Genomic DNA, 24630 nt, shown 5'->3' with positions numbered 1-24630 from the left:
GAGAAACATCCACACCCACCAGAAGCAGGTGCGAACAATGATACTGGCCAGACCAAAACCAAACTGGTTAATTGATCCGATCCAAAAAAGACCCCATCGATCCCGTCCACACCACCATGCTGGCGATGCGACCTGAAGCGTGAGAGTCAAATAATTGGCATTGACTATCAAGCACACTGTTGAGTTCTCAAACAACCGACGCACACCGTCAGAGTTGCGATCTTTTCGTTCGCTTCCCTGTCCGGGGCAGTTCCTTAACCTTACCAGATTCTTTCGGCCGATCAAATTCGCTTCAGTTTCTGAAAACCGGAAGGAATTGCAACCTGCCTGCCGAATATGGCGACCCCATCGATTCCGGGGAACACAAAGTTCCTCGATCCTGCGATGTGGGTTTCAGCCCCGGCGCGGCCACTCGGTTCGTTTCCTACCCGGTGTCCGTCTGCCCGTCGGGCTGACCTGGAGAACATTACACACGATCCCGCGTACACGCCAACTCGGCCGCAGTGGCCTGCGGCACACCATGTTTCCGCAGGTCAGCATGCATTTGAACAGCCCATGAGCCAACAACGGACAACGCTTGTGACCGGGGCCACGTAACTGAGGCCGACGCCCCCGGCACGCGCACCTCGACGGCAATCCGTTGCCCGGTCCCGCACGATCATTTTCCGCTCGCCGTGCCGTGTCCGCACGTCGAGGCGCACGTCCGGCCCGCGACCGCAGGTCGAGCCCCCACGCGAAGCCGCGTACTACGTTCGGGTCGTGACACCTGAGCACTCACCGGCGTCGTCCGCCGGGCACCAGACCGCACGCCGCACCGCACCGGACGCGCTCCCCGGCGCCGTCCGCCGGGCGGGCGTCGACGACGCGGCCGAGACCGCGTGGCTCGCCGCCCTCACCTTTCCGCTGGCCTGCCCGCCGGGCACACCGCCGTCCGACATGGCCACCCACATCGCGCACAAGCTGACCCCCGGGCACTTCCGCGGTTGGGCCGACAGCGACCGGCACGCGCTGCTCGTCCACGACGACGGCACGCGCCTCCTCGGCTACGCGCTCCTCGTGCTCGGCACCCCCGACGGCACGGCAGAGGCCGACGCCGTCCGCACCGCGACCGGGCGCGAGGCGCCGTACGTCGAGCTGTCCAAGATCTACGTGCACCCCGACGTGCTGGGCGGCGGGGTGGCCGGCGCGCTGATGCGAGGCGCCGTCGAGGCCGCGGCCGAGCTCGGCCCGGGCCTGCCGTTCTGGCTCGGCACCAATGCGCGCAACGAGCGTGCCCAGGCCTTCTACCGCAAGAGCGGCTTCGAGGTGGTCGGACGGCGCACCAAACGGGTGGGCGACCTGGACCACGACGACCTCGTGCTGCTGCGCACCCACGCGTAACCCGGCAGCAGAAAGGTGTGGCCGGCGCCCTCCGGCGTCGGCCACACCTCACTCACCCTGCTGCGAGCGCCGGATCAGCAGCGCTCGGCGCGCAGCGAGCGGATCTCGACGTACGACCGCTCGGCGTTGCCGAACGAGTCGACCGGGAAGCCGGGTGCGGCCACCGTGGCGGCGTTGTCCTGCTCCCAGATGCCGTGCCGCCGGCCCGAGCCCGCGAGCGCCGACAGGAACTCGGTGTACGGCAGGTCGCCGGCCCCGAACTCCACGATGTCGTAGCCACCGGTGTTGGCCGGGTTCGCGTCGCCGTCCTTCAGGTGCAGGAGCGGGTAGCGGTGCGGGTTGCGCTTGACGTAGTCCACCGGCTCGAAGCCCGGGTAGCGGTGCTGCCCCACGAACGCCCAGTAGACGTCCATCTCGAGGAAGACCTTCCTCGGGTCGGTGTTGTCGTAGAAGACGTCGTAGAGCCGCACGTCGGGGTTGTCGGTGGCGAAGCCGAACTCCCCGTCGTGGTTGTGCTGGTAGAACTTCAGGCCGCGGGCGGACGCCGCCGCGCCGAAGCCGTTGAACTGCTCGGCGGCGGCGAGGTAGCCGGCGACCGTGCGGTTGCTGGTGGGCGCCTGCGCGGTGCCGACGTGCTCCATGCCGAGGGTCTCGGCGATGTCGAGCTCCAGCTCCATGTTGTTGGCGAAGTCCGAGATCCCGCGGTGGGAGCCCACGGCCTTCAGACCGTTGTCGTCGAGCAGCTCCCGGATCTCCTGGGGCGTGATCGCCCCGACCTGGCCCTGCGTGTAGCCGGCGAACTCGACCTCGGCGTAGCCCATGTCGGCGAGCCGCTCGAACACGGTGCGGAAGCCGAGCGAGGAGACCTTGTCCCTGATCGAGTACAGCTGGATGCCGATGTGGCCGGCGGGCACGAGCACGCGGCCCCCGCCCCGGCCGGCGGCCGCTGCCCCGGTCGCCGCCGTCGCCGGGGCGAGCGTCGCCGCGGCGGCGCTGCCCGCGAGACCGGCACCGGCCAGCGTCGCCGCACCCACGGCCACGGTGCCGCCGGCCAGCCTCAGAAAGTTCCTGCGGTTGACGTCAGTGCGTGATTCCATCACTGCTCTCCTTCGGTCCGAGCGGCCCCGGACGGGCCGGTCGAGTTCTGTGCGGCCGCCGGGGGCGTCCCGACGCCCTCGCCGACCATCGTCAGTGCGTCCACGTCGAGGGTGCCCGTCGCCGTGACGTAGAGCGTCCCTGTCTGGTCGCGGTAGCGGAACGACAGGTCGACGTCCGTCCACGTGCGCGCGTTCACCTTCGCGGTCGCGAACGGCTTGGCCGTGGGCGAGCCCCAGCGGAGCTGGAGCTGCCCCTTCCCGCGCACCGTCGCGGTCGCGCTGTCGATCCCGGACAGGCTCACCCGTTCCAGGGCGAGCGAGTCCTTCTTGCCCAGGCCGGCCACGTACGCGCCGGCCGAGGCCGCCTCGTCCTGGACGACCTCGACGCCCGTGAGCGTCGCGTGCTCCGCCTGCTGCAGCTTGGGGTTCAGGCGCAGCGTCGCCTCGCCGGCGGCGGGCGGCAGGCCGTTGGCCCCATTGTCGGTGTACTTGATGACGACGGCGCCGTACAGGTGCGCGCCGGCGCCGTGCTCCGGGGAGTTGGGGTCGGTCGGGAAGACGCCGGTACAACCGGTGCCCGACACCTCGGGGTGCGCGTGCTCGTCGTGGCCGAGGCCGTACGACCAGGCGACCCGCTCGCAGACGGTCTCGGTGCCGTCCTCGGCATCGTTCGTGGTCACCTGGAAGGCGACCTCGTCGCCCCAGTCGAAGAAACCGCCGTCGGCCGGGAAGTCGACGGTGATCTCGGGCGCCTCGTTGCCGACGCTGATCGACGTCGAGGTGAGCGTGCGCTTGCCGCTCCCGTCGGTGACCCGCAGGCGCGCGGTGTAGACGCCGAGCTCCGTGTAGGTGTGCGTGACCTCGGGGCCGGTCAGGTCGAAGGTGCCGTCACCGTCGACGTCCCACTCGTAGGTGAGCGCGTCGCCGTCCGGGTCGCTGGAGCCCGACGCGTCGAACGCGACCTCCACCGGGGCGGACGGGGACGACTCCGGCGTGGCCGTGAACTGCGCCTGCGGTGCCTTGTTCCCCTCGGCGTGATCGATGCGGTAGAGCCCGGAGTCCGGGTTCTGCCGGAAGAACCCGTCGCCGTACTCCAGGACGTACAGGGAGCCGTCCGGGCCGAACTCGAGGTCGATCGGGTTGTCGTTGATCGGCATGCCCGCGGCCGTCAGCGCCGAGTTGGGGAAGAAGTCCTCGATCTCGCCCACCTCGAACGTGGACCAGTCGACGGTCAGCGCCGCGTAGTAGTCCTGCGAGAACTCGCCGAAGAACGCCTTGCCGTCCCAGACCTCGGGGAACTTCCCCGGAGCCGTGCTGTCAGGGTCGTAGTGGTAGACCGGGCCGCCCATCGGCGCCTGGCCGCTGCCCGAGCCGAAGCTCACGAGCTCGTCGCGCGGCTGCTGCCCCGGCTGGTCCCCGTAGTAGAGGGTCGCCGCCCGTGCCGGAGGCAGGTCGGTCAGGCCCGTGTTCCAGCGGGAGTTGTTCTGCAGCGCCGCGCAGTCGAAGAACTCGCGGGGTGTGGCGGTCTCGAAGTTCCACTCGTTGTAGGCCGCGTTCGGACCGTGGCAGTACGGCCAGCCGGCGTTGTGCGGGTCGTCGAGCCCCACGGCGTTCCACTCCACGTAGCCCATCGGGCCGCGGTCCGCGTTCGCCGCAGCGGCGTCGGGCCCGTAGTCACCCCAGGTCAGGGAGTTGGTCTCCGGGTCCACCTCGATGCGGAACGGGTTGCGCACGCCCATCACGAAGATCTCCGGACGGGTGTTCTCCGTGCCGGGGGCGAACAGGTTGCCCGCGGGGACGTCGTAGGTGCTGCCCTCGCCCGGCGGCGCGCCGGCCGGGATCTCGTCCTTCACGTCGATCCGCAGGATCTTGCCCCGCAGGTCGTTCGTGTTGCCCGCCCCGCGCCGCGAGTCGAAGCCCGGGTTCATGTTCGGGGCGTCGTTGTTCGGGGCGTAGCCGTTGGCGCCCGGCGTGCCGGCTGGGGTGTTGTCGCCGGTCGACAGGTAGAGGTTGCCCTCGCCGTCGAAGTCGATGTCGGCGCCGACGTGGCAGCACTGGCCGCGCTGCACCTCGATGTCGAGGATCGCCTGCTCCGAGCCGAGATCGAGCGCGTCGCCCGTCCACGTGTACCTGGCCAGGCGGTTCACACCCAGCCACTGGTCCCAGTAGCTCTCGTCCTCGCCCGCCGGCAGCGTGTTGGGCGCGTTGCCCGCGGGCGTGTCCGCCGCGCCGTCGCCGTCCGCGTCCCGCGGCGCGTACACGAGGTAGACCTGGTTGCTCTCCTCGAAGTCGGGCGCCAGGGCGATGCCCTGCAGGCCGTCCTCCGAGTTGGCGTACACGTCCAGGGTGTTGACGACGCGCGTGACGCCCGTGGCCGGGTCGGTCAGCCGGACGTCGCCGTTGCGGGCCGTGTGGAGCACCCGCTGGTCGGGCAGGACCGCCATGTCGATGGGCTCGCCGACGTCCTTGGTGAGCAGGATCTTCTCGTAGTTGCCCCAGTCGGTGTCGGCCGCCGCGGCGGCCGCGCCGTCATGCCCGTCGTGCCCGGGGTGGGCGGACGCCGTCGGCATGGCCACGAGCGCCGTCCCGACCAGTGCCGCCGCCGCGAGCGCCGCGAGCGTTCTCTGCTGGCGCGCGTGATCGCGCGTCTCGATAGTCTTCATCTCGTGATGCAGCTCCTCGTCGAGTTGGTCACGCCGGCCGGGCCTCGTGCGCATCCCATTCGTCCGGGGCCCGGTCCTCTTCGTCTTTCCTCGTCCGACGCCGTACGGCGACGCCGGGTGGTGCCTGTCGTTCCTGGTCCTACCTCCCTGTCAGCGGGTCGAGAGACGTCAACGCGTCGAGAACGCGGCGTCGAACGCCGCGTCGGGCGCGTCGTAAGCGCGCGAGCGCACGAACTGGAGCGCCTCGGGGGCGCCGACGAGGCGGTCCATGCCGGCGTCCTCCCACTCCACGGAGATCGGGCCGTCGTAGCCGATGGTGTTGAGCATCCGGAACGCGTCCTCCCAGGGGACGTCACCGTGCCCGGTGGAGACGAAGTCCCAGCCGCGGCGCGGGTCGGCCCACGGGAGGTGCGACGACAGGCGGCCGTTGCGGCCGTTCGTCATGCGCTTCTTCGTGTCCTTGCAGTCCACGTGGTAGATCCGGTCCTTGAAGTCCCAGAGGAAGCTGACCGGGTCCAGGTCCTGCCACACCATGTGGCTGGGGTCCCAGTTGAGGCCGAACGCCTCGCGGTGGCCGATCGCCTCGAGCGTGCGGACGGTGGTCCAGTAGTCGTATGCGATCTCGCTGGGGTGCACCTCGTGGGCGAACTTGACCCCCACCTCGTCGAACACGTCGAGGATGGGGTTCCAGCGGTCGGCGAAGTCCTGGTAGCCGGCCTCGATCGCGGCGTCGGAGACCGGCGGGAACATCGCCACGTACTTCCAGATCGCGGAGCCGGTGAACCCGATCACGGTCTTGACGCCGAGCTTCGCGGCCAGCCGCGCGGTGTTCTTCATCTCCTCGGCGGCGCGCTGCCGCACGCCCTCGGGGTCGCCGTCACCCCAGACGCGGTCGGAGACGATGTCGCGGTGGCGCTGGTCGATCGGGTCGTCGCAGACGGCCTGGCCCTTGAGGTGGTTGGAGATCGCCCACACCTTGAGGCCGTGCCGCTCCAGCAGTTCAAGGCGTCCGGCGACGTACTCGTCGTCGTCCCAGCGCCACGGGTCCAGGTGGTCGCCCCAGCAGGCGAGCTCCAGTCCGTCGTAGCCCCACTCGGAGGCGAGGCGGGCCACCTCCTCGAGCGGCAGATCGGCCCACTGGCCGGTGAACAGGGTGATCGGTCGTGTCATCTTTCTTTCCTCCTGTGCGTGACGATCCGGCATCGCCGGTCGTACCCTCGGTCCTCGGTCACGTCGCCCGCCTGCGCAGCACGACGACGACCGCCACCCCTGCGGCGGCGACCAGCGCCCCCAGCACCCAGCCGGACCAGCCCGGCAGGCCACCCGACGACGGTGACCCGTCGCCGGCCGACGCAGCGCCTTCGCCGGCGGCCTCGGCGGTGATCTCCGCCGCCACGGGGCCGGACGACTCGGACGGCGCGGGTGCGGACGGCGGCGCGGCTGGCGGCGCGACGTCGATCTCGGTCTCGACCTTCGCCTTGGCCGGTTCCTTGACCCGCGCGGTCACCGTCCAGTGCCCCTCGTCGAGCACCGCGGGTTCCGAGCGGTACCAGCCGACGCCCTCGGACGCCGAGACCAGGGTGATCGGGCCCACCTCGTCGCCGGCGTCGGAGACCGCCCGGACCTCCACCACGGCCGATTCCTCGACGGGGTGCTGGTCGCCGGCCCAGACCAGCGCGGCGGAGATACCGCCGGCGCCGTCCGTGCCGAGCTCGATGTCGATCTTCCCGCCGTGCGCCGACGCCGGCGCCGCGGCGAGAGGCCCGACGGCGAGCCCGAGCCCCAGCGCCAGCGCCGCACCGAGGCGCGTGAACCTCTGCATGTCCGTCCCTCTCGATTCAGGGGCCGCCGGCCCGGGAGGACCCCCGGCACGGGACAGGAGCGACTCCCTCCCGTGCCGAGGGTGTTGGCCGGTGGTCACCGGCCGTGCCGTCGAGGCCTCACACGGCCCCCTGGTCCGTCGCGCACCCGTCCGCGACGGTCACGATGACGAACGCCTTGCCGGAGGGGCTGAGCTGCCAGTCCCCCGCCACCGTCAGCTTCGTGCGAGGTTCCGGCGTGGCGATCACGCGGTAGTCACCCGGGGCGAGGTTCCCCAGGTCACGTGGCTTGCCGTCGGCCGCGCCGTCGACCCAGTTGTGCACGACGTAGCTGCGCACCCCGGGGAGGACGACCGGATCGATCGACCCGCCGGTGTCGCACGTCGCAGCCTTCACCACGACGTCCGGCGTGTTCGGGTCCGGGCACTCGGGCTCCTCGAGCGTCACGAAGAGCACGGCGAGCCCGTTGTCGCGGACCTGCCAGTCTCCGTCGGCGACGAGGACGTACCCGTCGGCAGGCCGGGCCGCGACCCGGTACCTCCCGGGAGCCAGGTCGTCCAGGTCGGTCACGACGTCACCGGCCGCGCCGTCGACCCACTCCCGCACGACGTAGGACCGCACGCCCTCCACCTCGGCGGTGACCACTGCGCCGCCGGTGACGACCTCGGCTCCCGAGCGGTCGTAGTGGCAGGTCGGCTGGACGATCTCGACCGCCGGCGTCGCCTCGCTGACCGCGGGCTGCGCGATCGTGAACTCGAGGGTCTCGCCGACGACCGTCTCGCCGTCCGCCGACGCCCGCACCTGGACGGTATGGGCGCCGGACGCCGAGATCTCCACCGGTGCCGTGTACTCGGTCCAGCCGCCGTCGTCGACGTTGACCTCCCGGTACACCGTGGCGCCGGCCGGACCGCCCGTGGCCTCCACGGTGACCGTGACCGGCCCGAGCCACTGCCCGTCCGGGCCGTCCGGCTCAGCCGGCGACACCGTGCCGCTCACCGCGAGCGGCTCGGCGGCGCCGACCACCCGGAAGTGGTCGAACGACGCCGTGGCGACCGACTGCTGGGCGGCACCGAGCGCGTACAGGCCCACCCGGGCGTCCTGCAGCCCGTCGTGGGTCACGGACGCGTCGAACGCGGTCCAGTCCTCACCGTCGGCGCTGTAGGCGCCGGTGAAGGTCGAACCTTCCTTCGAGAGCCGCAGGTGCCACGTGCCCGAGGTGAGGCCGTTCACGTTCGGCTGCGGTTCCTGCACCACCGCGTCGACCTCGCTGCGCAGCTCGAGGCGCTGCGCGACGGGGCTGCCCACCGCGTTGTCGGTCACGAGGTCGAGCTTGACGTAGTTGTCGTCGTCGCCGTAGACGATGAGCCCGCCCTGCTGGTACTGCTGGTCGAAGTCCGAACCGTCCACCAGCGTCTCGACCGTCCAGTCATCCTCCGGCAGGTCCTGCACGACGATGTTCGGCGTGCCGGTGTTGGAGCCGGTGTAGATGTCCGTGGCGGTCGTGTCGATCTCGAGCGCGCCACCGCTCACCCGGTATCCCGTCGGGTCGTCGCGGACGACGTCCCAGCGGCAGGCGTCGAGCGCGTCCCCGTCGAACTCGTCCCCCGGGCCGGGGGCCTCGGCCGTGTCGTCCGGGGTGATGTGGAACCAGTCGAACCGCGCGTCCACGACCGCGGCCGCCGAACCGCTGCCGGCGAGCGCGAAGAGCCCGATCTGCGGGTCCTCGATGCCCGACAGCGACTTGGTCTGCGGCATGGCCGTGTAGTCCACCCCGTCGTCCGAGTACGCCGCCGTCAGGTCCTCGCCGTCGCTGCTGGACAGGCGCACGTACACCGTGTCCGGGTACGCCTGCCCGAGGGCGGCGGTGTTGGAGTCCCCGACCTCGTTCGGCACGCCGGCCTCCTCACGGATGTACTGGAAGATGCGCGTGGCCGGGTCGGCAGGCGCCGAACGCCCCTCGATCACCATCTTGGCGTAGTTGTCCGCGTCGCCGTAGATCAGCAGTCCGGCCTGCTGGTACTGCGCGTAGGCAGGGATCGTGACCTTGGCCGTGGCGGTGAAGGGGCCGTCCGGCAGGTCCTGCAGCACGAGGTTCGGCACGGTGGTGTTGCCCGTCCCGTAGAAGTCCGTGACGGTCGCCGGGACGGTGAGCGTCCCGTCGGCGACCCGCAGGTCCTGGTTGCGGTCCAGCACGGTCCAGCGGCCCGGGTCGAGCTCGTCACCGAGGAAGTCGTCCGACCGCCCCGAGAGGCACAGCTCGGGCTCCGGGACGATCCCGGTGACCTCCACCATGACGTACTCGACGGCGTAGGCGCCACCCTCGTCGGTGACGCGCACCTGGAGCCGGTAGGTCCCCGGCTCCTCGTAGGTGTGCTCGAACGACGACGTCCCGTCGACGAACCCGTCGCCGAGACCGGCGTCCCAGGCGTAGGTCAGGTCTCCGGTCCCGTCGGGGTCCGTGGCCGTCGCGGACGCGGTCACGGTGAGCGGTGCGTCGCCCGCGACCGGGTCCACCGTCAGCTCGACCTCCGGCCGCTGGTTGTCGGTGACACCGCGGCCGTCGATCTCCATCCAGTTGGCGTTGATGCCTCCCGACAGCAGGACGAAGTGCAGCGAGCCCGAGCCCGAGGGCACGTCGTGCAGCTCGGTCCCGACGTCGACGTACTGCTGCCAGTCGCCGGTGCCGGGCACCGTGATCCGGCCGATCTCCGGACCGTCCGGGGCGTTCCAGCGCAGCGACACCTCGCCACCGCCACCCGCCGAGGCGGCGCGCAGCGAGATCGAGTCGACCTGGGCCAGGCTCACCGGCTCGTGCGCCCAGTAGTCACCGGGCTCGATGAAGCCGATGTTCTGGCCGCCACCGGCGGAGTCGCCCGTCTGCTCGATCTGGACACCGGGGTCGCCCGCGCCGTCGCCGATACCGTCCACGCGGCCCGTGCCGGTGAAGAACTCCGACTGGACCAGCTTGGGCTGCAGCACCTGCAGGTCTGTCGCCGTCAGGGGTGCGCCGGCGGCGCCTCCGTCGTCCGTGTAGAAGCCCTCGATCACCCAGAAGATGTTCGACTCGATGCCATGCCCCTCGTCCCGGGCGGTCTGGATGACACCCGAGCAGCCGGTCAGCTCCTCGAACGGGTGCGCGTGGGAGTCGTGGCCGAGCGAGGTGAACAGCGTGACGTCGTCACAGCTCACCTCGCCGTCGGGATCGTCGACCTCGATCTCGTAGCGCACCTGGTCGCCCCACTCGAAGAACCCGCCGTTCTCCGGGAACGTGATCGACACCTCGGGAGCGATGTTGCCCACCACGATCGTCACGTTCGCCACGCCGGTCTGCCCGGCCGGGTCGGTGGCGACCAGCTGGGCGGTGTAGCGGCCGTTCTCGGTGTAGGTGTGGGTCGGGTTGGCCTCGGTGCTCGGCGCCGAGCCGTCGCCGAAGGTCCACTGCAGGGTGAGCGGCTCCCCGGCGGGGTGCCGGGTGCCCTCCGAGGAGAACTGCACGGTCAGCGGTGCCAGGCCGTCTGTCACGTCGGCGGTCGCCCGGGCTATGGGTGCCGGATCGCCCTCCACGTAGTCGACCCGGTACACACCCGAGGTGTCGTTGTTGCCGCCGAAACCGGAACCCCAGTCCACGACGTACAGCGCACCGTCGGGGCCGAAGTCGAAGTCCATCGGCCGGTCGAACCCTGCGCTCGGGTCGAAGATCCCCGGCAGGGCCCGGTTGATGTCCACGAGGTCGTCCCGCTGTTCCCCCGCGAGCTGGAAGGAGTACATCCGGCCCTGGTTCCACTCGCCGAACAGCGCCTTGCCGTCCCAGTAGGCCGGCCACTTGGTGTCGGAGTCCAGCTCCGGGTCGTAGGTGTAGACCGGGCCGCCCATCGGCGCACCACCGCCCCCGATCTCCGGGAAGAGCGGGTTGGTCCCGTAGCCGTACCAGACCTCGGCCTCCACGGCGGGCGGCAGCTGGGTGATGCCGGTGTTGTTCGGCGAGTCGTTCACGGCGCCGCCGGCGCAGTCGTACGCCGCGCCCGACTGGCCCGTGGCGAAGTCGTAGGCGCGGTAGGCGTTGTTGGCGCCCGTGCAGTACGGCCAGCCGTAGAACCCCGGCTCGCTCACGACATTCCACTCGACGGTTCCGGCCGGGCCGCGGTCCGGGCTCGCCGCTCCGGCGTCGGGGCCGTAGTCGGCCACGAGCACGTTGTCGGTCGCCGGGTCGACGCCGATCCGGAACGGGTTGCGGAAGCCCATCGCGTAGATCTCGGGCAGCGTGTCCGCCGTGCCCGGCGCGAACATGTTGCCGTCGGGGATCGTGTACGAACCGTCGTCCTGCGGGGTGATCCGCAGGACCTTGCCGCGCAGGTCGTTGCTGTTGGCCGACGTACGCTGCGAGTCGTAGTTCGCCCGCCCCGCCCGCTCGTCGAGCGGTGCGTACCCCTGTGACTCGAACGGGTTCGTGTTGTCGCCGGTGGCCACGTACAGGTTGCCGGCACCGTCGAAGACCATGTCACCGCCCGCGTGGCAGCACGTCTGGCGCTGCGTCGGGATGATCAGCACGGTCTCCTCGGTGGCCACGTCGATCGTGCCGGAGGCCGCGTCGTAGTCGAAGCGCGAGACCCGGTTGTGCGGTCCGTCATCGCCGACGTCCTCCGGGGACCAGAACAGGTAGACCCACCCGTTGGCCGCGAAGTCGGGGTCGAGCACGACACCGGTCAGCCCGTCCTCGTTGGACTGGGTGACGTCCAGCGTCACCGCGGTGCTCGTCGTGTTCGACTCGGGGTCGATCACCCGGACGCGGCCGTCGCGCTCGACGTAGAAGACGGTGCCGTCAGGGGCCACGTCCAGCATCATCGGGTTGGCGGTGTCCTCGTCGAGGGGCACCATCTCGTAGCTGCCGCTCTGGGTCGCGGCGCAGTCGGAGTCGACGACCCCGGCCGCGGTCTGCAACCCGCCCAGCAGGTGCTCGACGAACTCCGGCTCGGTGTACGAGGCGTCGGTGTGCCCGCCGCCGGTGTACCAGGACCGGCCCCCGTCGTAGGCCTGGCACCAGGCGATCGGGTGCTCGGCCCCCATCGCACCCGTCCCGGCGTCGTACGTGGTCTCGTCGAGGGAGGCGAGGACGTGCACCTCGTCGCGCGGGTTCGTGCGGTAGTTGTACCACTCGTCGTGGCGCTCCCAGCGCTGCGGCAGGTGGGCCGTCGAGGCGTGGGCGTGGTCCTCGACCTTGACGGTGGCGTCCTGGTTGGCCGGGTGGGAGTTGAAATAGGCCCCCACCAGCTCGCCGTACCACGGCCAGTCGTACTCCGTGTCGGACGCCGCGTGGATGCCGGCGTAGCCGCCACCGCCCTGGATGTAGCGCTCGAAGGCGGCCTGCTGCTGCTCGTCCAGGACGTCGCCGGTGGTGGACAGGAAGACGACCACCTCGTAGTCGGCCAGCCCTTCATCGGAGAAGACGCTCGCGTCCTCGGTGGCGGTGACCGTGAAGTCGTTCGCCGCACCGAGCTGGGTGATCGCCTCGATCCCCGCGGGGATGGAGCCGTGCCGGAAGCCGGCCGTCCTGGAGAACACCAGGGCGTCGAAGGGTTCTGCCGCGGCCTCGTCGGCCGCCGTCACGGCGGCCGACGTCCCGGCGGCGGCCTCGGCCGGCACGCCCGGGGACGCGACCGAGGGCGCGGCGGCGGCCACCATGGCGGGGACGCCGAGCGCGGTCACGGCTGCCGCCGCGACCACCGACCGCAGTACGCGGCGGGTTCTTAGCACGTTTCTCACCTGGAGCTCCTCATTGAGTCGGGTCAGTACTAGTGCGTTGCGGTACTGCTCGTGCACGGGCCTGGCGAGGGACCGGCCCGAGCCCCCCGCTCGAGCCGGTCCGCGGCGCCCGTCCGATCCCACCGGTCAGACCAGCGGGACCCACCCCCCTCCGCCGGCGGCGCTGCGCTCGACGGCGTCCAGCACCCGCTGGACGCGCAGTCCGTCGGCGAACGACGGCGTCGGCTGGCGCTCGGCGGCCAGGTCACCCATCAGGTCCACCACCTGGTGCGTGAACGCGTGCTCGTAGCCCAGCCCGTGCCCCGGCGGCCACCAGGCCGCGACATACGGGTGCTCCGGCTCCGTGACGACGATGCGGCGGAAGCCCGCGATCGCCGACTCGTCCGTCGCGTCGTAGTAGTGCAGCAGGTTCATGTCCTCGAAGTCGAAGGCCAGGGAGCCCTTCGACCCGTTGACCTCCAGCCGGATCGCGTTCTTGCGGCCCCAGGCGAAGCGCGTCGCCTCGAAGGTCGCCAGACCGCCGCCCGACAGCCGCCCGAGGAACACCGCGGCGTCGTCCACCGTGACCTGCCCGGTGCGGCCGGCGTCAGCCACCCCGGACAGGCCGGACGACGACACCGCCTCCGGACGCTCGTGGACGAACGTCTCGAGCAGGCCGCTCACCCCGGTGAGCGACTCGCCCGTGACGTGCTGCGCCAGGTCCACCACGTGGGCGCCGATGTCGCCCAGGGCGCCCGAGCCCGCCTTCTGCTTGTCCAGGCGCCAGGACATCGGCGCCTGCGGGTCGGCCAGCCAGTCCTGGAGGTACTGCGCGCGCACGTGCCGCACCTGGCCGATCCGGCCCTCCTGGACGAGCTGCCGGGCCAGCGCCACGGCGGGCACACGACGGTAGGTGAACCCCACCATCGCGCGCACGCCGCGCTCCGCCGCGGCCTCGGCGGCGGCGGTCATCGCCTCCGCCTCGGCCACGCTGTTCGCCAGCGGCTTCTCGCACAGGACGTGCTTGCCCGCCTCCAGGGCGGCGACCGCGATCTCCGCGTGCGTGTCGCCGGGCGTGCAGACGTCGACCAGCCCGACGTCGTCCCGGGTCAGCAGGTCCTGCCACCCCGTGACGGCGTCGTCCCAGCCCAGCCGGTCCGCCGCCGCCCGGACCGCGGCCTCGTCCCGCCCCGCGACCGCGCGCATGCGCGGCACGAGGGGCAGGTCGAAGAACCGCGGCGCCGTGCGCCAGGCCTGCGAGTGCGCCGCACCCATGAACGCGTAGCCGACCATGCCGACGCCGAGCTCGCTCGTTCCCGTACTCATACCGCGCCTCCCCCCACTGTGGTCTCCCCGCCTTGTGGCACGCCCGAGCGGGCGTCGTCCCGATGCGTCACAGCGTCAGGAGTCGAAGCCGATGGGCAGGTACTCCTCGACGTTGTCCGCCGTGACGACGGGCGCGTAGAGCTGCACGGTGCGCGGGACGCCGATCGAGGCGAGGTCGCTGACCGTCTTGTTCTGGGCGATCAGGCGAGCGAACTTGACGCCGTCGGCGGCCTGGGTGGACGGGTAGATGACGGTCGCCTTGACGACGCTCTCCGGGTCCTGGATCTCCTCCATCATGTTGCTGGAGCCCGCACCGCCGACCAGGAAGAACTCGTCACGGCCCGCGTTCTCGATGGCGGCCAGGACGCCGATGCCCTGGTCGTCGTCGTGGTTCCAGATCGCGTCGATCTGCGGCTCGGCCGACAGCAGGTTCGCCGTCTGCTCCTCGCCGGACTCGACGGTGAACTCGGCCGCGACGCGCGCGTCGACGTCGAGCCCGCAGTCGTCGAGGGCGTCCTTGAAGCCCTTGCTGCGGTCCTGCGTCAGCGGCAGCGAGTCGATGCCGGCGATCTCGGCGACCACGGCGTCCGGGTTGTCCCCGAGCTGCTCGCAGATGTAGGTGCCGGCGCTGACGCCCATGCCGTAGTTGTCGCCGAGCACCGTGGCGCGGGCGGCGAACGGGCTGCTGAACTCGCGGTCCACGTTGATGACCGGGATGCCGGCCTCCATGGCCTCCAGGGCCACGTCGGTCAGGGCCGCGCCGTCGAACGGCAGGAGCACGATCGCGTCGACGCCCTGGTCGATGAAGCCCTCGATCTGGCTGATCTGCACGTTGACGTCGTTCGTACCCTCGGCGACCTGGAGGTCGACGTCCTCGTACTTGTCCGCCTCGGCCCGGGCGGCGCTCGTGATGGCGCCCATCCAGCCGTGGTCGGCAGCGGGGGCGGAGAACCCGATGACGACCTCGTCGCCGGGCTCGTCGTTCTCGGTCACCGTGACGGGACCGGTTGCGGTCTCCTCGCTCTCGCGGGGCTCGTTGCTGGTGCAGCCGGCGACGACTAGCGCCGCGCAGGCCGCGGCGACCAGCGCGCCGGAGGCCCGGCGCGTGCGTACCGCTGTGGATGAGGTCATCGTGATCTCCCTTGATCCGGGGTGAGGTTCTGGGTTGGGTTGTGGAGGTGCTAGGTGGTCGAGACCCGCTCGCGCGAGGCGAACCACTGCTGGAGCAGTACGGCGCCCACGATGATCGCGCCCTTGGCGATCGCCTGGACCGAGCTGTCGATGTTGTTGATGACGAAGACGTTGGTGAGCGTCGCGAAGATCAGCACGCCCAGCACGGTGCCAGTGATGGTGCCGCGACCGCCGACCAGCAGCGTGCCACCGACGACGACCGCCGCAATGGCGTCCAGCTCGTAGAGCGATCCGTTCGTGGACGACCCTGCGGTGGTGCGGGCGAGGATCATCACGCCGCCGATGCCAGCCGCCAGGCCGGAGAGGCCATACAGGTACAGGGTGTGGCGCTTGATCTTGATGCCGGCCAGGCGCGACGCCTCAGGGTTGCCGCCCACCGCGACGGTGCGGCGGCCGAACGTGGTGCGGTTCAGCAGGAACCAGCCGGCGGCGGCGACCACGACGAAGATCCACACGATCACCGGCAGGCCCAGCGGCTTGGCCTGGAAGACGTCGAAGAACGCGTCGACGTCGACGATCTGCGTGCGCCGTCCCGCGATGATCTCGGCGAGGCCACGGGCCGCGGCCAGCATGGCCAGCGTCGCGATGAACGCCGGTACCTTGCCGTACGCGATGAGCGCGCCGTTGATGAGGCCCGCGGCCAGGCCGACGGCCATGGCGGTGACCACGATGACCCACCAGCCGTAGTCCTCGGCCGCGTACTGGGTCGCCAGGGTCGACGCCCAGATCGACGCCAGGCCGAGCACGGAGCCGACCGAGAGGTCGATGCCGCCGGACGTGATGACGAACGTCATGCCGATGCTCACGACGCCGATCACGGCCGCGAGGCTGAGGATGGTGGTGAAGTTGCCGAAGCTCCAGAACCGCTCACCGCCGGTCGCCACACCCACGACGATCAGCAGGACAAGGGCGAGCACGAGGCCACCCATACGCAGGGCCGGACCCATGAGGGCCGATCGTTGGCTCACGCCACACTTCCTTCCATGACCAGGTCGAGCACGGCGTGCTCGTCGATTTCGCGGGCGGGACCCTCGTGGACCGCCTTGCCGTCGGAGATGACCAGGACGCGGTCCGCGAGGCCGAGCACCTCCGGGATCTCACTGGACACGACGATCACGGCGGCGCCGTCGTCGGCCAGGCGGCGGATCAGGTTGTAGATCTCGGAGCGGGCGCCGACGTCGACGCCCCGGGTGGGCTCGTCGAGCAGCAGGACGCGGCAGCCGTGCACGAGCCAGCGCGCCAGCAGCGCCTTCTGCTGGTTGCCGCCGGACAGCGTGCGGGCGCTCCGCTCCACGCCGGCCGGGCGCAGGTCGAGGGCCTCGGCCTGCTCGCGCGCCGCGGTGCGCTCGGCACGCTCGTCGAGCAGCCCTGCGCGCGCCATGCGCGCGAAGGTGGACAGGGTGATGTTGCGGTACACAGGCTCGTCCAGGAGCAGGCCCTGGCTCTTGCGCTCCTCGGGAGCCAGGCCGATGCCCGCGTTGACGGCGGCGCTCACCCCGGAGCGCACGCGCTTGCCGCCAACACGCACGGTGCCCGATGTCGCCCGCCGGGCGCCGTAGATGGTCTCCAGGATCTCGGAGCGGCCCGAGCCCACCAGGCCCGCCAGGCCGACGATCTCGCCGGCGCGCACCGTGAGGGAGACGTCGGCGAAGACGTCGCCGAGCCCGAGGCCCTCGACCTCCAGCACCGGTTCCGCGTCCTCCGGGACACCGGGGCGGTCGGGGAACGCGTACTCGACCGACCGGCCGGTCATGAGCCGGATCAGCTCCTTGGTCGGGGTGTCCGCCACGGCGAGGCTCTCCGCGACCGTACGGCCGTCCTTCAGCACGGTGATCCGGTCGCCGAGCTGCCGGATCTCCTCCAGGCGGTGCGAGATGTAGACGACGGCGACGCCGTCCGCGGTGAGCTCGCGCACGATGCGGTGGAGGTTGCCGACCTCCTCGGAGTCCAGCACCGCCGACGGCTCGTCCATGATGACGACGCGCGCGTCGCGCGACAGCGCCCGGGCGAGCTGCACGATCTGCTTGCCCGCGGCGGGCAGCGAGCCCACCTCACGGTGCGGGGAGATCTCCTTGTGGCCGAGCCGGTCGAGGATCTTCCGGGTGTTGCCGGCCACCTCGGACCGGCGCGTGACGCCGCCCGTTGCCAGCTCGTGCCCCAGGTAGATGTTCTCGGCGACGGTCAGGCCGTCCACGACGTCGAGCTCCTGGTAGATCGTCGCGATGCCGAGCCGCAGGGCCGCGACCGGGTCCGCGATGACGACCGGCTCCTCGTCGATCAGGATCTCGCCCGCTGTGGGCTGGTGGGCACCGGCCAGCGTCTTGATCAGGGTGGACTTGCCCGCCCCGTTCTGGCCCAGCAGGCAGTGCACCTCGCCAGGACGGACCTCGAGGTCCACGCCGTCGAGCGCACGCGCGCCAGGGAATTCCTTCACGATGCCGCGCATCCGCAGCAGGGGCTGCTGCGCCGGCTGCTCTGTCGGTTGGGGGTCCGCGTCGACCATGTATCGAACGTAGTTGGACTTTTGGCGACGGTCAAGCAAAAGTCGAGACTTCGCCCACCATGATTGACTAGGGGCATGGTGGAAGTGGCACGGGAAGTATTCCAGCAGGTACCCAAAGTGTCCGGAGCGGGCGACATGTTCCAGCTCTTGCGCGACGGGCGACCCCGCACACGGGCGGATCTGGCGGCCGTCACAGGGCAGGCGCGGTCGACCGTCGCGGCGCGCATCGACCTGCTGATGACGGCGGGTCTCATCGCGCCCGCGGGCGAGGCGACGTCGACCGGCGGACGCCCGCCCGCGACCTTCGCGTTCGCCCCGTCCGCCCGGGTGGTGCTGGGGGTGGACCTCGGCGCGACGCACGCGCGGCTCGCCCTGACCGACCTCGCCTCGACGATCCTGGCGCAGCGCGACCTGCCCCTGCTCATCACGGACGGGCCGGACCTCGTGCTCGACCGCGTGGCCGAGACCGGAGCCGAGCTGCTGCACGAGGCGGGCCGGACCACCGGCGAGCTCGCCGGCGTCGGCGTGGGCCTGCCCGGCCCCGTGGAGCACGCGACCGGCAAGCCGAACAACCCGCCGATCATGCCGGGCTGGGACAACGCCGACGTGCCGGCAATCCTCGGCGCCCGGTTCCACGCGCCCGTGCTCGTGGACAACGACGTGAACATCATGGCGCTGGGCGAGCACCGCGCGGCCTGGCCCGACGTGGCCGACCTGCTGTTCGTCAAGGTCGCCACCGGCATCGGCGCCGGCATCATCGCCGACGGCGCGCTGCGGCGCGGCGCGCAGGGCTCCGCCGGCGACATCGGGCACGTCGCCGTGCCGGGCGTCACCGACATCGCGTGCCGCTGCGGCAACATCGGCTGCCTGGAGGCCATAGCCAGCGGGCAGGCCGTGGCGAGCCGCCTGGAGGGCGCGATCACGCCCGCCGACGTCGTCGCCCTGGTCCGGGCGGGCGACGTGGCCGCGAGCCAGGCCGTGCGCCAGGCCGGCCGGGACATCGGCGCGGTGCTCGCCACCAGCGTCAGCCTGCTCAACCCGTCGATGATCGTGATCGGCGGCATCCTGGCCGACGCCGGCGAGCACATCGTGGCCGGCATCCGCGAGGTGGTCTACCAGCGGTCCCTGCCCCTCGCGACGCAGCACCTGCGGATCGTCACGGCCCGCACCGGTACGCAGGCGGGCGTGCTCGGCGCGAGCGCCATGGCGGTGGACCTGGTGCTCTCCTCGGAGGCCGTGGACCGCCTGGTGGCGTGAGCCGCCCCGCGCACACGTCAGACGCTCAGGTCACGCGAGTGACCTGAGCGTCTGACGTCTGTGGGGCTAGCTCAGGTCCTTGACCCGGACGTCGCGGTAGCTCACCGCCTCGCCCTGACCGTGGTTCTGGAGCCCGATGAACCCCTGGGCGAGGTCGCGTGCGGGGTCGGTGCTGACGAAGTCGTTCACCAGCTCACCGTTGAGGATGACCTTGATCGTCTGCCCCTCCACCCGGATCTCGTAGGAGTTCCAGGACCCGACCGGCTTCAGCGCCCGCTCCACGACCTCCGGGTCCGCGCCCTGGAAGGTGTAGATCGCGCCCGTGGTGCGGTCCGGCTCGTCGGTGGCGTCGATCTGGATCTCGTACCCCTGGTTGACGGCGATCCACGGGTCGTTGCCCGGGTCCGGGAAGCCGACGAAGACACCGCCGTTGTCGTCCTTCTTGAGCTTCCAGTCGAGCTTCAGGCTGTACTCGTTCAGCTCCGTGGAGTGCCAGAGCAGACCCATGCCACCGGCCCCGCGGATCGTGCAGTCGGCCTGGCGGCCGAACGAGCCCGGGCCGGCCATGTTCCAGCCGTCCAGCGAGGCCAGCGTGCCGTCGAACAGCGCGGTGTAGCCACGCTCGTACCGCTTCGGCTCGCAGATGTCGGCCCCGCCACCGACCTTGAGGAGGTCGAGGTTGACGTTGCCGTCATCGTCGTCGTCGTACCGCAGGGTGATGGTGTTGACCCCCTTGCGCAGGTCGAGCGACCGGGTCGCCGTGGCCCACGTCTTCCAGTCACCCGTGGACTCCAGCGCCCACGGCTCGATCTCCTCACCGTTGACCAGCACCGACACCTCCTTGGTGCCCTGGAACGGGTTGGGGCCGTTCGAGTAGCGCAGGCTCACGGGCTGGGTGCCCGCGCGCTTGACGGTGGTGGTGAAGGTCGCGGACGCACCCACGTCGGTGAAGCCCGCCGCGAACCCGGAGCCGGAGTAGCCGTTGTGCTCGTTGGCCACGTTCGCGCTGCCGCGGAGCGTCGCCTCCTCGGCCTCCTGGAACCCCGCCGGCGCCCGGTAGCCCGGGATCGCGTTGAGCGTGTACCAGGCCTCCGTGTTCCACAGCTCCCGGCCTTCCGCGTCCGCGAACGGGCGCGGGCTGCGCAGGTGCACCACGTAACCGGGCTGGCGCCCGTCCACGGTCAGCGTGACCTTCGTACGGTCCCGGGACACCGTGGCACCTGAGACGAACAGCTGCTGCTCGTCGACCTTCGGGCCGCCGTAGGCGCGGGTGGGCACGTAGCGCCAGTGGTCCATGCGGAACGCCGCGTTCGGGTTCTCGGCGATCTTGTCCACCGTCTCCTGCGACAGCGGCTGCGTGTACTCGATCTCGAAGCCCTTCTTCGTGACCCGCATCTCGGTCATGTCGAAGGCGTCCTCGCCGTTCGCCGTGAGCTTCTGCAGGCCGTAGCGCAGCTTGCCCGGCTCGCTCCAGTTGCCGCCCTCGCCGATGCCGCCCACGTACAGGGCGCCGTCGGGCCCGACGACGGTGCGGTTGACGCCCGCCTCCAGACCCGCCGAGTGCCGGAAGACCGCGCCCTGGTACTCGCCGTCGACCTTCTCCAGGAAGCCGCGCTGCAGCCCGCCGTAGGTGACGTCGCCGAACACGAGCTGACCCGCGTACGGGCCCTCGGTGAGCTGCACCGGGGCGCTCGGCGAGTTGCCGATCTCGTTCTGCGGCACCCACAGCGCCGGGGCGGAGACAGGCTGGGCGTCGTACGGGCCGGACGGGTTGGTGAAGTGGTTGAAGAACTTGCCCTGCTCGATGTGCACCAGCTTGGAGCTGGGCAGCCACGCACCCTGGTTGTCCATGACGAACAGCTCGCCGTCCGGGCCCTTGACCATGCCGTTCGGCGTGCGCAGGCCGCCCGCCACGAACTCGACCTCGCCGGTCTCACGGTCCACCTTGATCGCGGTGCCGCGGTTCTCGGCGGGCTGCGGGTCCGTGGTGGCACCGCCGTTGTTGATGGCCACGGAAAGGTTCACGTAGAAGCTGTCGTCGTCGTACAGCAGGCCGAAGGCGAACTCGTGGAAGTTGCCGCCGAACGGCCACTCGGCCACGGTGCGGTGGTCGTCGTAGAAACCGTCGCCGTCCGGGTCGGTGAGCTCGGTGAGCCTGTCCCGCTCCGAGACGTAGATCGACTCGCCGATCACGGCGATGCCCATGGGGTTGAGCAGGTCGGTGGCGACCTTCTCGTAGGTGACCTGGTCCTTGGAGGTCGCGCCGGTGACGTTGTCCAGCAGGAAGACCTCGCCCGGCTCGGGGTCCGGGACCCAGCCGCCGGGGCTCACCGAGCCGGACGTGACCACGGCGAGGCGGTCGTCGTCGGTCCAGTCGAGCCCGGAGACCATGGGCTCGAAGCCCTCGGGACGCAGGTCCGTGAGCGTGTAGCCCGGGTACACGGAGTCGAGGCGCATGCCGTCGCCCGCCGAGTCGTCCTGGCCCTCGCAGTACTTGGTGCCGGGGGCCGTCACGCGCACGACGCCGGCCTCGGTGCTCAGCACGCTGGACGGCACGACGACGAAGTCGCTGGTGCCCGGCGTCCGCCACTCGAGCCTCAGGATGTTGTCGTTCGTGTTGTCGAAGTACTCCACGCGCAGGTCGTGGTACCCCGCGCCGAGCGCGACGGTGCCTTCCTTCGAGGACTCCCCGTGCAGGCCGTCGTGGTCGACGACGACGGCGTCGTCGATCACCAGGCGCGAGCCGTCGTCGCTCGTGAGGCGGAACTCGTAGTTGCCCTCCACCGGCACGTTCAGGTTCGCCAGGGCGTGCGCGATGAAGCGCTCGCCCATCCCGAAGTCGGCCTCGGTCGAGTAGTCGATGGTGGGCTTGAGCTGGTCGACGTTCGGCGTCTGGCCCGAGCGGAGCGTGCACAGCTCGCTGAGGTCGCGGGCCAGGTCGTAGGTCCTCAGGGTGACGCCCGGCTCCTGGGGCGGGAGGTCGTCGACCGCCGCCGCCGCGGCGGGGACCGTCCCCGCGAGCGTTACCGCTGTCAGTGCCACGGCAGCCGCGGCTGCGGCGGCCTGTCTCGTGCGGGTTCTGGTTCCACGTTGACGCATGAGCTCTCCTCGGTCGGCGTTGACCTTGCGGCTAGAACCTACGAGGACTTCTGTCGGGCGTCAAGCAAAAGTTGTCAGATGCTCAGCGTTACCGGGATGTCGCCTTCTCCCGGGTATGGGCGCGGGCATGGGCAGGCGGGCATGGGCAGGTGCATGGACCTGGGCGGGCGCGGGACATGGCTGCTGACCTCCGCGCCGGCCGGGGCGCAGTCGACCCGGCCGGTACGGAGGTCAGGGGCTCTTCGCCCTACAGCGCCGTCGGGCCGCCCTCCAGCAGCGCCTTGAACCCGTCCTCGTCCAGGGTCGGGATCTCCAGGGCCTCAGCCTTGGCCGCCTTGGTGCCGGCGTTCTCCCCCAGCACCACGTAGTCGGTCTTCTTCGAGACCGACCCGGACGCCTTGCCGCCCGCGGCGAGGATGGCCTCCTTGGCCCCGTCGCGCGTGAAGTCCACGAGCGAGCCGGTCACCACGACCGTGAGGCCCGCCAGCGGGCCGGTGGGCTCGGTGTCGGCCTCGGCCATCGCCGCCGGGCCCGGGTGCCCCGGCGTCTCGAGCCGAACGCCGGCCGCGCGCCAGGCCGCGAGGATCCCCTGGTGCCAGTCCACCGCGAGCCAGGCCTTGATCTCGGCGGCGATCACGGGGCCTACGCCCTCGACGGCCGCGAGCTCCTCCTCCGACGCCGCCTCGATCGCGTCCACCGAGCCGAACCAGCCCGCGAGCGCCCGCGCCGCGACCGGCCCGACGTGCCGGATGTTCAGCGAGACGAGCATGCGCCACAGGTCCTTGGTCTTGGCGCGCTCGAGCTCTTCCAGGAGCTTGGTCGCGTTCGCCGACGGCGCCCACTCGGGCAGGGTCTCCCCCGCTTCCTCGGCGGCGGCGCGCTGCGCCTTGCCGTAGGACAGCTTGCGGCGGAACGGGGCGCGGCGGCGCACCACGCCGTCGTCGTCCATCTTGGGCAGGCCCGTATCGGCGTCCCGCACCACCGCCTCGATGGGCAGGAGCTGGTCGAGCGTGAGCGAGAACAGCCCGGCCTCGGTGACCAGCGGCGGCGTCTCGGGCACCTCGGGGTGGGTGAGCGCCGCGGCGGTGACCTCGCCGAGCGCCTCGATGTCGAGGCCGCCGCGCGACCCGATGTGCTCGACCCGCCCGCGCACCTGTGCGGGGCAGGACTCCGCATTGGGGCAGCGCAGGTCGACGTCGGCCTCCTTCATGGGGCGCAGGGGCGTGCCGCACTCGGGGCAGTTCGCCGGCATGACGAAGTCCTCGCGCGGGTAGCCGTCGCCCGCCAGCGCCGTCACCGGCCCCAGGATCTCGGGGATGACGTCGCCGGCCTTGCGCAGCACCACGACGTCGCCGATGCGCACACCCTTGGCCCGCACCACGTCCTGGTTGTGCAGCGTGGCCTGGCGCACCGTGGAACCGGCGACCTTGACCGGCTCCATCACGGCGTACGGGGTGGCCCGGCCGGTGCGGCCCACGCCGATCTGGATGGCGAGCAGCCGGGTGTTGACCTCCTCCGGCGGGTACTTGAAGGCGATCGCCCAGCGGGGCGCGCGGCTGGTCGAGCCCAGCTTGCGCTGCTGCTCCAGGGCGTCGACCTTGAGGACGATGCCGTCGAGCTCGTGCTCGATGTCGTGCCGGTGCTCGCGGAAGTACTCGATCATCTCGAGCGCGCCGTCCAGGCCGGGGATGACCCGGTTGTGCGGGGACACGGCGATGCCCCACCGGTCGAACAGCGTGTAGGCGTCGGACTGCCGCTCCAGCTCCGTGTGCTCGCCGGCCTGCCACTGGAGGGCGCCCACGCCGTGCGCGTACATGCGCAGGTTGCGGCTCGCGGTGACCGACGGGTCCTTCTGGCGCAGCGAGCCGGCGGCGGTGTTGCGCGGGTTGGCATACGGGTCGAGGCCCGCCGCGACCAGCTTCTCGTTGAGCACCGCGAAGTCGGCCGTGGCCATGAAGACCTCGCCGCGCACCTCGATGAGGTCCGGGTGGTCGGCGGGGTCGCCCGCGAGCTGCTGCGGGATCGACGCGATGGTGCGCACGTTCGCCGTGACGTCCTCGCCCGCGCGGCCGTCGCCGCGGGTCACGCCGCGGACCAGCCGCCCCTTCTCGTACACCAGGGAGATGGCCAGACCGTCGATCTTGACCTCGCACAGCAGACCGGGGGTGTCCGTGCCGAGGTCGCGGTGCACCTTGTCGGCCCAGACGGCGAGCTCCTCGGTGCTGAACGCGTTGTCGAGCGACAGCATGCGCTCGATGTGCTCCACGGTCGCGAACCCCGCCGTCGCCGCGCCGCCGACGCTCTGCGTGGGTGACTCCGGTGTCACCAGCGCGGGGTGCGCGGCCTCGAGGGCCTGCAGCTCCCGCATGCGCACGTCGTACTCGGCGTCGGACGAGAGGGGCGCGTCGTCCTCGAAGTAGGCCCTCCGGTCCTCCTCGATCTGGGCGACCAGCTCCGCCCATCGGCGCTGCGCCGCCGCCTCGTCGCCTGCGTCGGCCGGTCCCGGGATGCCTGTCGTCTCGCTCACGGACACAATCATGGCGTGAACCACTGAC

The 24630-nt window shown here is 71.1% G+C and carries 13 protein-coding genes; 2 read left to right on the top strand and 11 right to left on the bottom strand.

The annotated features are described in order from the left end of the window. Nucleotides 1–759 precede the first annotated feature (759 nt). Nucleotides 760–1380: a GNAT family N-acetyltransferase gene (locus ACIPN7_RS25615; protein WP_400549238.1), complete on the top strand. Its 621-nt coding sequence runs from the start codon at nt 760–762 to the stop codon at nt 1378–1380. Nucleotides 1381–1454: 74 nt separating this feature from the next. Here ACIPN7_RS25615 and ACIPN7_RS25610 read toward each other — a convergent pair whose 3' ends face one another. The 9 genes from ACIPN7_RS25610 to ACIPN7_RS25570 form a co-directional block, all read right to left on the bottom strand. Continuing rightward, on the bottom strand, nt 1455–2477 hold the full coding sequence (locus ACIPN7_RS25610) for a sugar phosphate isomerase/epimerase family protein (RefSeq protein ID WP_400549236.1): 1023 nt from the start codon (nt 2475–2477) through the stop codon (nt 1455–1457). Further along, nucleotides 2477–5140 carry a PQQ-dependent sugar dehydrogenase gene (locus ACIPN7_RS25605; protein WP_400549233.1) on the bottom strand — a complete coding sequence of 888 codons (2664 nt, stop codon included), beginning with the start codon at nt 5138–5140 and terminating at the stop codon, nt 2477–2479. The genes ACIPN7_RS25610 and ACIPN7_RS25605 overlap by 1 nt, the downstream gene beginning before the upstream one ends. A gap of 168 nt (nt 5141–5308) precedes the next feature. Continuing rightward, a complete protein-coding gene (locus ACIPN7_RS25600; RefSeq protein ID WP_400549230.1) occupies nt 5309–6310 on the bottom strand; it encodes a sugar phosphate isomerase/epimerase family protein in 1002 nt (333 codons plus the stop codon). 58 nt (nt 6311–6368) lie between these two features. Beyond that, the gene (locus ACIPN7_RS25595) at nt 6369–6962 is read right to left on the bottom strand and encodes a hypothetical protein (RefSeq protein WP_400549227.1); all 594 of its coding nucleotides are present in this window, start codon (nt 6960–6962) and stop codon (nt 6369–6371) included. A 118-nt stretch (nt 6963–7080) separates the two neighbouring features. Continuing rightward, entirely contained in the window at nt 7081–12720 is a 5640-nt protein-coding gene (locus ACIPN7_RS25590; RefSeq protein WP_400549224.1) for a ThuA domain-containing protein, read from the bottom strand. Nucleotides 12721–12846: 126 nt separating this feature from the next. Further along, on the bottom strand, nt 12847–14025 hold the full coding sequence (locus ACIPN7_RS25585) for a Gfo/Idh/MocA family protein (RefSeq protein ID WP_400549221.1): 1179 nt from the start codon (nt 14023–14025) through the stop codon (nt 12847–12849). A 75-nt stretch (nt 14026–14100) separates the two neighbouring features. Continuing rightward, nucleotides 14101–15156, bottom strand: a complete 1056-nt coding sequence (locus tag ACIPN7_RS25580; protein ID WP_400549218.1) for a substrate-binding domain-containing protein — start codon at nt 15154–15156, stop codon at nt 14101–14103. A gap of 50 nt (nt 15157–15206) precedes the next feature. Further along, entirely contained in the window at nt 15207–16163 is a 957-nt protein-coding gene (locus tag ACIPN7_RS25575) for an ABC transporter permease (RefSeq protein WP_400549260.1), read from the bottom strand. Nucleotides 16164–16180: 17 nt separating this feature from the next. Continuing rightward, nucleotides 16181–17719: a sugar ABC transporter ATP-binding protein gene (locus ACIPN7_RS25570; RefSeq protein WP_400549215.1), complete on the bottom strand. Its 1539-nt coding sequence runs from the start codon at nt 17717–17719 to the stop codon at nt 16181–16183. A 135-nt stretch (nt 17720–17854) separates the two neighbouring features. On the opposite strand from ACIPN7_RS25570, the gene ACIPN7_RS25565 reads away from it, so the two are divergent. Beyond that, entirely contained in the window at nt 17855–18976 is a 1122-nt protein-coding gene (locus tag ACIPN7_RS25565) for an ROK family protein (protein ID WP_400549212.1), read from the top strand. 66 nt (nt 18977–19042) lie between these two features. Here the strand turns inward: ACIPN7_RS25565 and ACIPN7_RS25560 are convergent, their stop codons facing one another. After that, on the bottom strand, nt 19043–22018 hold the full coding sequence (locus tag ACIPN7_RS25560) for a family 16 glycoside hydrolase (protein ID WP_400549209.1): 2976 nt from the start codon (nt 22016–22018) through the stop codon (nt 19043–19045). Nucleotides 22019–22322: 304 nt separating this feature from the next. Next, nucleotides 22323–24614 carry an NAD-dependent DNA ligase LigA gene (gene ligA / locus ACIPN7_RS25555; protein WP_400549206.1) on the bottom strand — a complete coding sequence of 764 codons (2292 nt, stop codon included), beginning with the start codon at nt 24612–24614 and terminating at the stop codon, nt 22323–22325. Between the last annotated feature and the right edge of the window lie 16 nt (nt 24615–24630).

It is taken from the genome of Promicromonospora sp. NPDC090134 (genome assembly GCF_044746965.1).
GTDB lineage: Bacteria > Actinomycetota > Actinomycetes > Actinomycetales > Cellulomonadaceae > Promicromonospora.
The sequence above is the reverse complement of the archived record's forward strand: the minus strand, read 5'-3'. Positions and strand labels throughout refer to the sequence as shown.

Coding starts and splice junctions, on each gene's coding strand:
- ACIPN7_RS25610 (WP_400549236.1), bottom strand. CDS start 2,477: ATGGAATCACGCACTGACGTCAACCGCAGGAACTTTCTGAGGCTGGCC.
- ACIPN7_RS25605 (WP_400549233.1), bottom strand. CDS start 5,140: ATGAAGACTATCGAGACGCGCGATCACGCGCGCCAGCAGAGAACGCTC.
- ACIPN7_RS25600 (WP_400549230.1), bottom strand. CDS start 6,310: ATGACACGACCGATCACCCTGTTCACCGGCCAGTGGGCCGATCTGCCG.
- ACIPN7_RS25595 (WP_400549227.1), bottom strand. CDS start 6,962: ATGCAGAGGTTCACGCGCCTCGGTGCGGCGCTGGCGCTGGGGCTCGGG.
- ACIPN7_RS25585 (WP_400549221.1), bottom strand. CDS start 14,025: ATGAGTACGGGAACGAGCGAGCTCGGCGTCGGCATGGTCGGCTACGCG.
- ACIPN7_RS25580 (WP_400549218.1), bottom strand. CDS start 15,156: ATGACCTCATCCACAGCGGTACGCACGCGCCGGGCCTCCGGCGCGCTG.
- ACIPN7_RS25575 (WP_400549260.1), bottom strand. CDS start 16,163: ATGGGTCCGGCCCTGCGTATGGGTGGCCTCGTGCTCGCCCTTGTCCTG.
- ACIPN7_RS25570 (WP_400549215.1), bottom strand. CDS start 17,719: ATGGTCGACGCGGACCCCCAACCGACAGAGCAGCCGGCGCAGCAGCCC.
- ACIPN7_RS25565 (WP_400549212.1), top strand. CDS start 17,855: ATGTTCCAGCTCTTGCGCGACGGGCGACCCCGCACACGGGCGGATCTG.
- ligA (WP_400549206.1), bottom strand. CDS start 24,614: ATGATTGTGTCCGTGAGCGAGACGACAGGCATCCCGGGACCGGCCGAC.